This window comes from Lentihominibacter sp., assembly GCF_046951855.1.
Lineage (GTDB): Bacteria > Bacillota > Clostridia > Peptostreptococcales > Anaerovoracaceae > Lentihominibacter > Lentihominibacter hominis.
In genome coordinates, this window is sequence record NZ_JBKTXS010000023.1 from 20,720 (window position 1) to 35,905 (window position 15,186).

Genomic DNA, 15,186 nt, shown 5'->3' on the forward strand with positions numbered 1-15,186 from the left:
TCTACCTTTCTTTTCCATTGAACCGCCGGCGGCGACTTTTCGGACTGCGCCTACCCGGCTTTTCTGTTTACTACTTATGTGTTCTCTTGTCTATTACTTTCTTTCCCTTACCTTCATATCTCGGCAGTGTTCCCGGTGTAACCAATGTTATCTTGGCATCTATATTGAGAACCGATTTTATATTATGCCTTATTTTAGCTCTCAGGTTTTCCAGTTTATTATAATCATCAAGCAGCGAAGCATCAGAGAACTCTATTCTTATCTCTATTCTGTCAAGATAGTCCTCTGTAGTCACTATGATCTCATAAAATGGCTCTATCTCATTCATAGCCATTATCACAGACTCTATCTGAGAAGGGAACACATTGACACCTCTGATAACCATCATATCATCTGTACGCCCCTGTACTTTGTTCATTCTCATGGACGTCCTTCCGCATTCACACGGCTCATCATTCAGCCATGTAATATCCCTTGTTCTGTATCGGAGCATAGGGAAAGCCTCCTTAGTAAGAGTTGTTATAACAAGCTCTCCCTTATCCCCCGTGGGCAGAGGCTCCAGCGTATCAGGATCTATTATTTCCGAGATAAACTGATCTTCAGCGATATGCAGTCCCTTTTTAAGATAGCACTCTCCCGAATATCCCGGTCCCCCCACTTCCGAAAGACCGTAATTTTCCGTTGCCAATATACCCAGCTGAGCTTCGATTTTCGCTCTCATTTCTTCTGTATGACCTTCTCCTCCAAAAAGGGCAAGTCTCAGTTTTATAGTATCCTTATCTATACCTTTTTTCTCTATTTCATCAGCCAGATACAATGCGTATGAAGGGGTTGCTATGAGAATTGTACTTCCGAAATCCTGCATGAGCATTATCTGTCTGTCAGTATTGCCGCTGGACAACGGAACTACCATCGCTCCTATCTTCTCCATCCCGTAATGCAGTCCGAATCCTCCTGTGAACAGGCCATATCCGAAAGCAATCTGCACTATATCATCGGCAGTTCCTCCCGCCGCACAGATAACCCTTGCCATAATCTCTGACCAATTATCCAGATCATTTCTTGTATAGCCTACAATCTTAGGTTTGCCTGTCGTTCCCGATGATCCATGAACTCTTACCACATCTCTCTTTGGCACTGCAAAAAGTCCAAAAGGATAATTGTTCTTCAGATCGTCTGCCGTAGTAAACGGAATATGTTTTAAATCGGTCAATGTCCTGATATGTTCGGGCTTAAGCCCGATCTCATCAAACTTATTCTTATAGAACGGCACATTGTTGTAACAGACCTGTACTGTCTTTTTCAATCGATCGAGCTGGATAGCGTTTTTGGTCTCCCTATCGGCACATTCCATCTCTTTGTTCCAAATCATGTGTTCCATTTTATTTCCTTCTTTATTATTATGTAGGTAACATCATCAAAACCGATTCTGCTCCTATATTAATATACCATAAAATCACCGAAATTCATATATTTTATTATCCGCCACTAAAGGGAGAAATGGTATGGAAACTATTCTAAAAGATAAAAATAAGCTGCTGTATTAATCTCAGTTAACACAGCAGCTTGATTTCAGTAATTTAATTTTCACCCTGAAGTTTATCGTAAACTATTTCTCCGTCAAATATTGTCATGTCAGTTTTAGTAGAAAGCATATTATCTATATTTTCAAATATATTGCGGCTAAATACATTTATATCGGCAAATTTGCCCTTTTCAACAGTCCCCAGTTTATCTTCCATACACATCATATAGGCAGGTCCTATAGTAGAATTCTTCAAAGCTTCGGCAACTGTGAATTTTTCCTGCGGATTCCAGCCTTCTTGCGGCATATCATTAGCCATTCTCCTTGTGACCGCTCTGTAAACAGTGTCTACAGGATCCAGATCAACAATAGGATAATCAGTGCCAAAAGCTACTCTCGCTCCATTTTTTTCAAGAGTCTTTCCTATCCATGACAAACGAAGCCGTTTTTCATCAAGCATGATAAATGCCGGATGAATTTCAAGAGAATCTATAACTATATGCGAAGGCTGTATGCTGGCTATGGTATTAGTCTTTGCAAATCTTCCGATATCGTCTTCATGAATAACTTCTATATGCCCGATAGTATTTCTCACATCTTTCTCCCCATACTCCTTTCTTGCTGTCTGGTAAGCATCAAGAGCCATTCTTACCGCTCCGTCACCGCAGGCATGCAGCCTCATGGCTATATCATTTTTATAACATTGTCGGCTCTTCTCATTAAGCCATTCCTGATCCACCAGAGGCTGAGAACAAAACCCCGGACGATCTGAATAATCCTCAACCATATATCCTGTATATGCCAGAGGAGTTCCATCTATAAAACCTTTCAGCCCTAAAAACCTCAGCTTATCCGAATTATACTCGTCTCTGAGCTTTATTGCCTCTTGTATATCCATTTCCATATGAGGAGCAAAAAATACTCTCATTTTCAGCTGATTCTTCTTTTCAAGACGCCTGCATGCTTTATGCTTCATTATCCTCATTACATGAACAGCCCCAATGGAGGTTATTCCCTTACTGTGAGCAACATCCATAAAAGCCTTTATCATCTCCTCTTCCATAACAGAAGATGCATTGAGGGCTTTTTCCGTCACCATCTCCATGGCAGGCTGTTCAAGAAAAAATCCTGTAGGCTCTCCATCTTCATCTCTGCCTATCGTTCCTCCTTCAGGATCAGGAGTATTTCTATCAATGCCACACAGCTCAAGGGTCTTACTGTTTACCCATACTGAATGTAATTCATTATTAAAAGCTATTACCGGCCGATCAGGAAAGTACTTATCCAATGACGCCTTACTCGGCAACTTTGCCTCCGGCCATCTGTAATTATGCCATCTGAAACCTATGACCCATTCGTCATTTCGTTTTTTGTAAGCATCATAAAGCATTTTTGCAGCCTCTTCTTCTGTATTTGATTCATATATATCTACAGTTCCGGCATGCAAAGCGCCGAGAAACAAATGTACATGCCCATCTATAAGCCCCGCTGTCACAGTTCTGTCACCACAGTCTTTTATTTCATATTTACAAGGATCGTTATACTTATCTGTATCTCCTTTTACCACAGATTTTATCTTATTTCCCTCAATCTCTATATAACCTGCAAAGGGAGTATCGGCAACACTATCGTAAATACATGAGCTTTTCAATACTAAATTCATTGCGCCTTCCTTTCTGCGGCAGCAGCCGCCAACTGCAAAGCCAGAGGAAAACAACATTCTCTCTGGCTTTCAAAAGCTTATAGTTTATCGTAAACGACTTCTCCGTCGAACACAGTCATCACCGTTTCAGTGGAAAGCATATCATCAGTATCTTCAAATATGTTACGGCTGAATACATTTATATCTGCAAGCTTTCCTTCTTCCAGAGAACCCAATTTATCTTCCATGCACATCATATAGGCGGGCCCTATAGTTGAATTTTTTAGAGCCTCGGATACCGTGAATTTTTCCTGCGGATTCCAACCTTCCTCAGGAAGATTATCCTCCATTCTTCTCTTGACTGCCCTGTACACCGAATCTACAGGATCCAAGTCTACGATAGGAAAATCCGTACCAAAGGCTACCTGCGCGCCGTTTTTCTCCAGCGTCTTTCCTATCCACGACAGGCGCACCCTCTTTTCATCCATCATATCAAATATAGGATGCTTTTCCAGCGACTCCATTAACATATGGCACGGCTGTATGCTGGCTATGGTATTAGTCTTTGCGAATCTTCCGATATCATCTTCATGGATTACCTCTATATGCTCGATAGTATTCCTCACATCCTTTTCGCCCAGCTCTTTTCTGGCTATTTCAAAGGCGTCCAGCGCCATTCTTACCGCTCCGTCTCCGCAGGCGTGAAGCCTCATGGCAATATCGTTCTTATAACATTCTCTGCTTTTTTCATAAAGCCATTCTCTATCTACGAGAGGTTCCGAACGAAAACCCGGGCGATCTGCATAAGGCTCTACCATATATCCGGTATATCCCAACGGTGTTCCATCAAGGAAACCTTTCAGTCCCAAAAATCTCAGCTTATCTGAAGTATATTCTTTCTTAAGCTTAATTGCTTCATCTATATCCATCTCCATGTGAGGAGCAAAGAAAACTCTGACCTTGAGCTTATCCTTTTCTTCAAGACGTCTGCAAGCTTCATTCTTCATTATTCTGAGGACATGAACTGCACCTACTGTGGTAACGCCTTTGGTGTGAGCCATATTTATAAAACCTTCTATCAACTCTTCTTCTCTCTCAGGCGAAACGTCAAGGGCCTCTTTGGTAACAAGCTCCATGGCAGGCTGCTCCAACAGATATCCTGTAGGTTCGCCGTTCTCATCTCTTGCTATAGTACCACCCTGTGGATCGGGAGTCTCCTTGTTGATACCGCAAATCTCCAAAGTTTTACTGTTTACCCATACGGCGTGCAGCTCATCATTAAACGCGATTACAGGACGATCCGGGAAATATTTGTCAAGGGATTCCTTGCTGGGAAGCTTGGAATCAGGCCATCTGTAGTTAGACCATCTAAATCCCAGCACCCATTCATCGTCACGGTCTTTATAAAATTCATACAGTTTCTCCGCAGCCTCTTCTTCCGTATCTGTAAAATAAAGATCTATGGTAGCATTATACAAAGACCCCAAAAACAGATGTATATGTCCGTCCATCAGCCCTGCTGTTATTGTTTTGTTGCCGCAGTCCTTAACTTCGTACATGGACGGATTATTATACTTATCCGTTTCGCCTTTCACCACATCTTTGATCCTGTTACCTTCAATTTCTATGTATCCCGCAAACGGAGTGTCACTGATGCTGTCAAAAATACATGTACTTTTCAATACTAAATTCATAATATCCCCCTATTCTGCAGACATCCAAATGCCTGATGCTCTGTCTTCCGGTTTGTTTTTTTGTAATAATAATATACTGCAATTAAAATTATCCGTAAATTCTTTTATTGCTAATTCTTTTATTATTCAGAAAAAACATTTGTCTTTTTTGCTCCTTTTTTTTATAATATATACACAAATAGCAACTAAGTTCTACAAAGGTCAAGGTGTATTATGCTGAAAAATATAACTTACGAAAAAGACTTGCCCGTTAAAATAGAGATCGCCTCTGTTTCAAACTATCCTATACATATGCATCCCGATATCCAGCTTATATATGTGCTGGAGGGACATGTAGATCTTAATCTGACATTTAAAACATATCGTCTTAAAAAAAATGATTTCCGTTACATACACAGCGAAGATATCCATTCTCTCAGCTCTGAAGACAACAGTAACATTGTACTTATCCTGAGCGTCGACATAGAATATCTGGAAAAAATATTTCCCAATATACGTACTGCCGTCATCACTATGCCGACAGACAAGACGCTGCTGCTTTACAATAATCAGCAGCTCCAGCTCAAATACTGTATTTTTCTGCTCCTAGACGAATTCCTCAAACGTACTGAAGGATTTCACACACGTGTAAAAAAGACACTGAAAACTATATTCGGAATCATTTACCGCGAATTCCGAGGATTTACAGTGGATAGAGAACACAAAGCATTCGTCTACAAAAGGCTTCAAGACATAAGACAAACTGAACGGCTGGGAGAAATAATTGATGATATCTATAAAAATTATGTAGAACCTTCTACTCTTGAAGAGATTGCATCAAGACAAAACCTGAATCCTTACTATCTGTCTCATTTATTTTCTCAAACTATAGGTATAAACTACAGAGATTTCATAAATATGGTCCGGGTAGAAACATCAGAATACGACCTTCTGTCCTCCGATCTTTCTATATCCCATATAGCTTTAAGTTCCGGTTTTTCAAACTCTTCTTATTACAATAAACATTTTACGTTCTGGTTTGGCATGTCGCCCCAGGAATACAGAAAGAAGTATATAGATAAAACCATAGCAAAAATGGAACCCAACATCAAATTTTATAATATAAAAGACTGCTCCGAAGTCATACATAAAAATCTTGACAGCCTTAAGACATCCTTCGGCGACTTACCCACCGAACCTGTAAGCCAGACAATCCAAATAGATCAGATAGATTTCACTGATTCTCTAAAAATTCATACCGGACTTGTCTGCCATAACCCGGATCTCCTCGATCTGCCGGATGATTACTTCTGTCATGATAAATTGCTCAGTCCCGACTTCATAAGAAAATACTTCTCTTCTGTGAAAATAATAATAGACAGCCATCCACACAAAAAAGGAGACAGCATCAAACCGGACATGTACAGTAGTATTAAAAGTACACTGGACAGCATAGTGACAAAACATACCTGCAGTTTCAGTCTGGGGTCAACACAAAATGATGAAACTATCTATACCCTCGGATATATAAAAACTCCCCTTTATTATCTGCTGCGTTTTTTCACTCAAAAATATGAAAGTATATATGTAGACACATACTATATAATATTAAAAAAAGAATCATCTTATCACATTTTATGCTGGAACCTGAATCTTACACATGAAAAGGAACTAACCATAAAATCAGAAAGTATCTCTGCCGGAAGTTTCGTTACCATAAGCAAAATAAATATAGACGATTACTCCAGATACCTATCCGAGATACATCGCATATATCCAAAAAAGCACTATGAAGATATGCACTGCGAAACCGTAAAAAGGATACTGGAACAGAAACTGTTTTCCCATGAGACATCATTTTTTACTGAAGGCCGCATCAATATACCAACCCACCTTCATAGTAAAAGCATCTGTTTCATCAGCATAACATCAACTGTAGAGCAGTAAATCAAAATGCCTGAGATCAGACATAATTTGATCTTAGGCATTTTAATATCTTTATTGCTGTTATTCCTTAGGTTTGCAGACAAACAGCAACATAATACGGGATTTAAAATGCCTGAGATTTAAAAATCGGCAATCCGAATAGCAAGAATAATATATAATTTTCTGAAAACATCTTGTAATCTAAACATACCCAAAGGAGGGGTGTATTTTCCGGAAAAAATAAAACTAATTTCGCCGATATTTTTCATCGGTAAACTTTGTTACATTCAGTCAATATCGCAAAGCGATATTTTCTGCATAATAAAAACTGATATATTTTAAAAAGGAGGAGTAAAATGAGCAACAGATCTGATACTCATACCGAAGTAGCAAATGGCTCTGCCACAATGCATAAAACCAGATTTTCTCTGGCCGGAATAGTATTTCTCATATTTTGTATGTGCGCTGCGGGAGCTTTCGGTGTCGAAGATATGATCCCAAGTGTGGGACCAGGGCTGACTATAGTCTTACTGGTTATAATACCCATTCTATGGGCTGCACCTATGGGGATCTACACAGCTGAATTAGGAGCCTTAGCACCTGTTGACGCAGGTCCTTATGTATGGATGAAAATGGCTTACGGAGAAATGTGGGGATTCTGCATGAACTGGTGGCTCATGCTTGCCATCTATCTGGGACAGGCCGCATATGTTGTTATCGCTGTAGGGTACATAGGGAAAGTTATCGCTCTGACACCTCTGGCCGCCACTATAATAAAGGTAGCCATTGTAGTGATCCTAACTATTGTAAATCTTATAGGGCTAAAGGAAGTCAGCATTCTCAGTACAGTTTTCTCCATAATAATTATAGTAATGTTCGCACTTGTAACCATAGTAGGTTTTGCAAACTGGAACTATAATCCAATAGAACCATTTATTCCTGAAGGTTCTGATATAGTAAGCAGTTTAGGTACCGGCCTCGCCATAGGTATATGGCTGTATTGCGGTTACATACAAATATCAAATCTGGGAGGAGAAATATCCAATCCGGAAATCGTTCCAAAAGGAATGAAAGTATCCATTATAATAATCGCACTCAATTTCCTGTTGCCTACTATTGCAGGTTTGGCTTCTCTGGGAAATTACGCAAACTGGGGAACAGGTATCGAGGAAGGCGCCCTTAATTATTCATCGGTGCTCATACATTATACAGGCCCTGCCTTGGGAATCGCTTTTATGATAATGGCTGTAATATCATCATGTTCAACTACAAATTCTGTTATCGCCAGCGGATCAAGACTTTTCCTCATATTAGCAGAAGACAATTTATGTCCGGGATTCCTGTCTAAGCTAACAAAGAAAAGCAAAATGCCTTTTTGGCCGATAATAATTCTGGCAGTTGTTACCATTATATTTGTCAATTTTGACTTTTCTATGATAGTAAACATTGTTTCTCCTGTTTTATTCATACTTTATGTAGGACTTGCCTTTGCTTTTCTGAAAATAAGGAAAAAGTATCCTGTCGAAGAAAGAACCGTATGGTATGCAAAGGGAGGAAAAGCTCTAAAAGCCTATGTCATAGGAGGAATGTTCCTGATTGGTTTCATCGGTATCATGGTAAACGGACTGGAATTTTTTACATTCAGTTTTCTCATAACCATTTCAGGTCTTATAGCTTATATAGCCTTTAAACGATTGTATGGTGGTCTATACAAAAATCAGCCTGAAAAATATCCGATCAACCCTAAGACAAAATTAGCTCAGGGAGATATATGGAGAATGGGAATCTTTTTCATAATATTTGGACTGCTGATGTTCGCAGGATCCTTCATCATTTCATGGTATGAAGGTTCATGGGGCCCTGCATATTATCTGGAAACATATGGAGAAGGACTGCTGAGTAATTTCTATGGTATGATCTCCATATGCAGATGGTGCGGTCTAGGCGGCGCTATATTAGGAGTGATCCTGTTTATTATTGGCTGCAAAACGGATAAGATTTCTGATACAAAATAAACATATATTTTACAAATTACATTTCTTTGTTTGACTTATATGATATTATACATATATGTATTAACATTCGATACCGCAGCGAGGAGAAAAAGTTATGAAAACAAAGATCTTAACAAAAAAAATTAAAATTCATATTACCGCAGTCACTTTGGCTGCGGTAATGTTCTGTACGATCCCTGTTTTTACATGGACAGGCATAGCACAAACAGTTTCGGCACAGGAAAAAACATCATTCATAGATAAAGACGGTACAGACGGTTATTCCGGCAATTCACTCTTTGCCGAAAATCTCGATTTCACAATAAGCTCCAATGATGAGCTATCTAAAACTCAGCCTCTGGGGATTAATCAAGATCAGGCCGCAGGCTCACCGGCAACCCCCGCAAAAAACACGGCAAATGAAGGCAGATGTGGTATGATGTCTCTTACGCACACTGATTTTCCTGAACTTCAACCGAGCCCACAGAAAAGATCAAAAACCGACAGCTCTTACAATATAGGAGATACTAAAACTATTTACAGTGACTATTATAACGGTCGTCCTGCCAGCTTCCAAATCGAAGTTGCCGCCGTAGGCGATACATGTACCATATGGAGAAGTGTGGAATACAGAAACTTTTTAACAAATGATCAGGCAAAATCTTATGCCGACGATATAGATAAGAAAATCAACAACTCCATGAAGGCTGCTTTCGGTGACTGGAGCCTTGCAGATGTAGACGGAGACGGTAAGACAGCCTTTGTTTTTTATCCCATGGACTTTGCAGGATTCTTTTATGCAGCCGACTTGTTCACGCAAGAAGAATACGAATACGCCACAGGAAATGTTATGGATATGCTCCACATGGGAACAGCCCAGACAGACAGCACAATAACACTGAGCACCCTGGCTCATGAGCTTCAGCATCTCGTGAACTTCGCACAGACCGGAGGTTTTTGCGATTCATGGCTTAATGAAATGTTTTCACAAAGCGCTATAGCCGTTACAGGTCTGGCGACAACCAATTCGGTCTATGAAGTGGATGCGCTTGTAGAATTCACTAATAAAAACGGATATTCTTCGCCTTTTATATATAAAGACTATTATGTTCCCGACAATGAAATGACAGTCTATCCTTACGGAAGCTGGTACCTTTTCGGCAGATATCTTGCAAATCAAACAAAAGGCCTTCCCGGAGGCGGAGATTCTATATATAAAACCATTTTAGACAAACAAACAGGAGAAAACAATCTCGGCCTGAACGAAATCGAATCTGCGCTGAAAGATACAGGATACATCGCAAAGGACGGTAAAGCCTCCAATATAGAAGAAGTAATTACCAATTATAATATTGCCCTGTATCTTAGAGAAGCATCAGGTATCTACTCCCTCAGCAGCGACAGCAAAAATCCATCTAATGTAGACGGTGTGCAGGTAGACAAAATTTTTGAAAGTTCAATAGACCTGAAAGAAATCCCCGGAGGCGGAGCTGCGACACTTCTCATAAATGACAGCAGTTTTCCTATAATTCCCGAATCACCTGGAGAAGATATATGTTTTGCAGGCATACAGACTGAGTTTATGTACGGAGCCTATGCTGAAAATGCAAGAAAAAACATGACATGGGGAGATAAAATAACCCTTGTCTGCATGGATACTGACTCCGAAATACGATATACCACAGATGGAACAGATCCGCTTACTAACGGCAAAATATACAGCGAGCCTGTGACTGTTACGGAGCCTATGATCCTTTCTTTCTGTACAGTAAACAAAACCGGCAATCACTCGCGTACCGAAACAATAAAAATAACAGAAGTTGCAGCCGGAGACGTAAATGCCAGCCAGTCTTCCGGTTTCTTGGAAAAAGGTACGCAAATCACACTTTCCACTAATATGGACGGCGCTGTAATAAGATATACAACAGATGGAAGCACACCTTCCAAAGATAAGGGAACTATTTATAAAAACGCCATTACAATAGAAGAGACAACTACTTTAAAAGTACTTTCATATTCATCTGTTAATGATAAAATTCTTCCCAGCAATATAAAAACTTTTGTATATGAGGTCGGCGAGGGAAAAGGCGACAGATATGAAGCAAATAATACAAAAAATGATGCCACAGCCCTGAGCTTTCCGGGAGAAATCGAGGCTACAATTCATAATTCCGAAGATATTGACTGGTACAGCTTTACACTTGATAACAAAGCAGATCTCAGCCTTACTCTAACGCCTCCTGCAGACATATCTGTCGGTCTTTATCTATATGACGAAACAGGAAAAGAACTGAAAAAATCAGTACATGACAATAAATCACAGAACATAAGATATGAGGCAGGCTCGGGAAAATATTTTCTCAAAGTAAAAAGTCTCGATAAAACTTTTTCACAGAAAAATACATATAAACTCAGCCTGAAAAAAGAACTGAACTCTGATGCTATAAAAGACCTTGATTTTTCCGAAAAAAACATGCTTACAGCACTTACAGACAAAGATGGAAGCAGCTACGCTTATAACACAGGAATTAACGGCGGAGGACACTTCCTTATGTCAATGGCTTACTTCTCCAATTGGGACGGTCCTGTAAACGAAAATGATGATCCTTATCCTTCTCCGGGAAAAGAAGAAAGTTCAAACTACGATTATAAAGACTTATCTTCAAAGGCAGAATATCATATCCAAAATGCACTTTATCTGCCAAACGAAACTAATGAAAGCTTTATTGAACATGTTAAAAACGGCGTTTACAATTACGGCGCTGCAGACATTTATATTCTTGCCGCCAACGCTTACTATACACCTGACGGATTGAACTGGTACATCGATGAGGCTTATGAATATCCGACTCGAAATGATGGCGGACATATTGTTACCATAGTAGGCTGGGATGACAATTACAAAAAAGAAAATTTTAAGGGTAATCCGAATTATACCGGGGGCAATGAGCTTCCTCAGCCAAAAAATGACGGAGCCTTCATCGTTAAAAACTCATGGGGAGAAAATACCGGCGATAACGGATATTTTTATCTTTCATATGAAGATGCTTTTATGACAACCAACAACCCTGCAATATTTATTGCCGATGAATCGCCTGATAACTACAATCACCAATATTTCAACGATATTGCCGGAAATGTATCGACAATCTCCTCTGATACAAGCTTTTCAGCAGAAGAACATTTTATCAACGAAAGCAGTTCACCGGAACTTCTGCAGGCAGCATCATTTCAGATATTAAGTTCTGACACACGATATGAGATTTTCATTACTTGCAATGAAGAGACAAAGAAAGTCTCCGAAGGTGTAAAAAAATATGCAGGTTTTTATACAGAAAGACTTTCTGAGCCCATATTGATACCGCCAGGGAGCAATTTTTCAGTAAAGGTTTATCTGGAAAGTACAAAAGAAGACAATAAAATAAGCATGGGCGCAAGTTCAAATTACGGGGACTCCATTTCCTGCATACGTCCTCAATCAAATGTTGCTTTCTTAGAATCAAACGGCAAAAAAGAAGATATTGGCGAATACGGGATTTTTCCTTGCATACGCGCCTATACTCGTAACGTTGATACCGACAGCTATATAAAAACCACACCAAACGACTTAAAAAAGACATCAAAAAATAAAAACACTCAAGATAATATCAATAACAATTTATATGATAATATTTCAAACGATATTGATATCAACCCATTGAATATCAAATCAAAAAACGGTGTTCTGACCCTTAATCTCCCAAATGCCAGCGGAACGGAATCTTTCGACGGAAATCTGCCCGAAAGTTTTGATTTAAGAGATACAGGAACTCTGACGCCAGTACGCAATCAAGGCAATCTGGGAAGCTGCTGGACCTTTGCAGCAATGGCTTCTGCAGAAAATACCGCTGCCAGAAACGGAGGTTTCGCAAAAGATTATCCTGAAAGTATAACCCTTGACTGCAGCGAAAAAAATATACTGCTCACAAAAGATTCTTCCGGAATACCGGTCGAATTATCAGCTTCAATTATCGGCTCCAATAATCCTTCCAGTACTAAAATACACTGGAGTATAAGTGGGGATGCAGACAGTGTGAGCCTCGACTGTACCGAGAGCTTCAGCGGAGAAAAAGCTCAGATTCTCACTGCCCTCAAACCGGGAACAGTAACAGTAACTGCATCAAGTGACGCTGATATGACCCTTAAAGCCAGCTGTACACTGACTATTACTGCAAAAGGAGTTGAAAAAATCACTCTTGATCCGACTGAGATGACCATAAAAAAAGGAGATACCAGGCAGATACACGCGCAGACAAGTCCATCTGATGCGATAGATTCCTCTATCATATGGAAAAGCAGTGATCCTTCAATAGCATCAGTAGATAACAACGGAAATGTCACAGCTATATCCGGCGGCAAAACTGTCATAACGGCAAAATCAGGAAACGCAAAAGCCAGTACTACTGTCACTGTAAAAGGTTCTCCTGCTGTAAATCCCGGAAATTCTGAGAAAAACAGTTCGTCAAAAACCGGAGATAATATAAACATAACGTTATATATAACTCTGGCATTCCTTGCGGTGGCAGCAGGAGGCGCAGCAATACATAAAAAGCGCCGCAGCTGATTATTTTATAATCTATATGAATAAATATATTATGCGAACATAGGAGAATCTTTGATATCTCCTATGTTTTTTTATAAAGCATACATCAAGATTTTTATGATTTATAAATACCGGTTGACATTCTCGTTCAAAACGTGTAGACTCTATATTAAAGTTGATAGAGGTGCGGTAAATAACAGTAATCGAACTGAGGCGGCAGCCAATGAAGTCGGTGAAAGGAGATACCGCCGAAGGATCTTGTCAGGCATGGCGGATTTCTGGGATATGATGATAACACGTCATATACTCCTGCTCACAAAATCTGAGCAGAGGCGCTATCGGTCAACAGAAAAACATTTGCGTTTCTTGTTGCATCGATAGGATGCAACTTTTTTTTACATATTTTTACCTGATAATTTCGAGGAGGAAACAAAATGGCATTATTTAGAGGATGCGGAGTTGCTATAGCAACTCCATTTAATGAAGATGGTTCAGTGGATTTTAAGGCTTATGGTAATCTCATCAACTGGCAGATAGAACAGGGAATCGACGCTATTATCGCATGCGGAACTACAGGAGAAGCTTCCACTATGGATGACGAAGAACACATCGCAACCATCAAATTCTGTGTTGATACAGCAGCAGGAAGAGTCCCTGTCATAGGAGGAGCCGGCAGCAATGATACTGCACATGGAATCAACCTGGCAAAAAGAATAGAAAAAGAAGCAGGTGTCGATGCCTTACTTCTGGTTACACCTTATTACAATAAGTGTTCACAGCAGGGGCTTATAGAACATTACACAGCAACCGCAAATGCTGTTTCCGTCCCTTGTATTCTGTACTCAGTACCGGGACGTACAGGAGTGAATATCGCGCCTTCCACCGTAGCTGCACTTTCCAAACACCCTAATATCGTGGCTATTAAAGAAGCCAGCGGGGATATTGCTCAGGTTGCCGAAATATGCAGGCTTGTTCCTGAGGATTTTGCCGTATACTCAGGAAACGACGATATGGTTGTTCCTCTTCTTTCACTGGGAGGCGACGGATATATCTCTGTAATCGCCAATATTATGCCAAAAGAATCGGTTGAAATGTCCAAGAGCTTTTTTGAAGGAAACATTGAAAGAGCAAGAGAACTTCAGCTTTCTATGAAACCTATCATCGACAGTATGTTCGCCGATGTGAATCCGATTCCGGTAAAGGCTGCTCTTGCTAAGATGGGTATGTTCAAACCGTTTTTCAGACTTCCACTCTGTCCGCCTTCCGAAGCCGTGGATAAGAGAATAGAAGATGAAATGAAAAAAATGGGACTGATATAAAATTCAAAAAATATAACTTTATACAAAACAAAAGACTCTTTGAAATCTCAAAGAGTCTTTTTATATGATTATATCAGATATATTAATAGCTCATTTTGTCCACATTGTAAAGAAAAATTTCCTTAAAAACCAATCTTATCTAACGTTTTGTTCTTTATTATACCCATTCTTTTCTGCTACAGTCAATGCCACATCAGGATGGGATAAAGTCACATTTCCATAAGCCATACATAACTTAATAATAGATATGTTTTAACATATCTATTTAAACAGACAGGGGGTAATTTAATGTCTTACAATAATCGGCTCAACGGCCATTCTAATAAATGCCAGCCTCAAAGTTGCCGTCCTCCTCAAAATCTCTGCTGTTCTCCGCATTATATAACAGGGCCTACAGGAGCTCAGGGCGAAAGGGGAGTAGCCGGGCCTCAAGGTCAGGCGGGTATACCTGGCCCTCAAGGTGAGCCCGGCCCTGCCGGACCTCAAGGCGAAGCAGGGCCTGCCGGACCTCAAGGAGAAAGAGGA

7 protein-coding genes, 1 pseudogene and 1 riboswitch are annotated in these 15,186 nt (G+C 40.0%); of the genes and pseudogenes, 5 read left to right on the forward strand and 3 right to left on the reverse strand.

Annotated features, from left to right (window positions below; all coding sequences use genetic code 11):
* Positions 1-70 precede the first annotated feature (70 nt).
* The 3 genes from ACLR96_RS07220 to ACLR96_RS07230 all read right to left on the reverse strand — a co-directional run bounded on the left by ACLR96_RS07220 (position 71) and on the right by ACLR96_RS07230 (position 4,861).
* Complete coding sequence (locus tag ACLR96_RS07220; protein WP_177270908.1) at positions 71-1,372, reverse strand: phenylacetate--CoA ligase family protein; 1,302 nt, start codon at positions 1,370-1,372, stop codon at positions 71-73.
* Positions 1,373-1,580: 208 nt separating this feature from the next.
* Positions 1,581-3,188, reverse strand: coding sequence for an amidohydrolase (locus tag ACLR96_RS07225; RefSeq protein ID WP_412265513.1), 1,608 nt, complete (start codon positions 3,186-3,188; stop codon positions 1,581-1,583).
* A 77-nt stretch (positions 3,189-3,265) separates the two neighbouring features.
* The gene (locus tag ACLR96_RS07230; RefSeq protein ID WP_412265514.1) at positions 3,266-4,861 is read right to left on the reverse strand and encodes an amidohydrolase; all 1,596 of its coding nucleotides are present in this window, start codon (positions 4,859-4,861) and stop codon (positions 3,266-3,268) included.
* A gap of 213 nt (positions 4,862-5,074) precedes the next feature.
* Here ACLR96_RS07230 and ACLR96_RS07235 point away from each other — a divergent pair, with 213 nt between their 5' ends.
* From ACLR96_RS07235 to ACLR96_RS07255, 5 genes and pseudogenes are all read left to right on the forward strand, one after another.
* Positions 5,075-6,787 (forward strand): helix-turn-helix domain-containing protein, encoded by a 1,713-nt coding sequence (locus tag ACLR96_RS07235; protein ID WP_177270229.1) that lies wholly within the window; start codon positions 5,075-5,077, stop codon positions 6,785-6,787.
* Between the two features lie 335 nt (positions 6,788-7,122).
* Complete coding sequence (locus ACLR96_RS07240; protein WP_177270231.1) at positions 7,123-8,781, forward strand: amino acid permease; 1,659 nt, start codon at positions 7,123-7,125, stop codon at positions 8,779-8,781.
* 94 nt (positions 8,782-8,875) lie between these two features.
* Complete coding sequence (locus ACLR96_RS07245) at positions 8,876-13,363, forward strand: chitobiase/beta-hexosaminidase C-terminal domain-containing protein (RefSeq protein WP_177270233.1); 4,488 nt, start codon at positions 8,876-8,878, stop codon at positions 13,361-13,363.
* A 150-nt stretch (positions 13,364-13,513) separates the two neighbouring features.
* Positions 13,514-13,688, forward strand: a riboswitch (Lysine riboswitch).
* Between the two features lie 88 nt (positions 13,689-13,776).
* Complete coding sequence (dapA, locus tag ACLR96_RS07250; RefSeq protein ID WP_177270235.1) at positions 13,777-14,661, forward strand: 4-hydroxy-tetrahydrodipicolinate synthase; 885 nt, start codon at positions 13,777-13,779, stop codon at positions 14,659-14,661.
* 288 nt (positions 14,662-14,949) lie between these two features.
* Positions 14,950-15,186 (forward strand): annotated as a pseudogene (locus tag ACLR96_RS07255) (collagen-like protein); the annotation flags it as partial.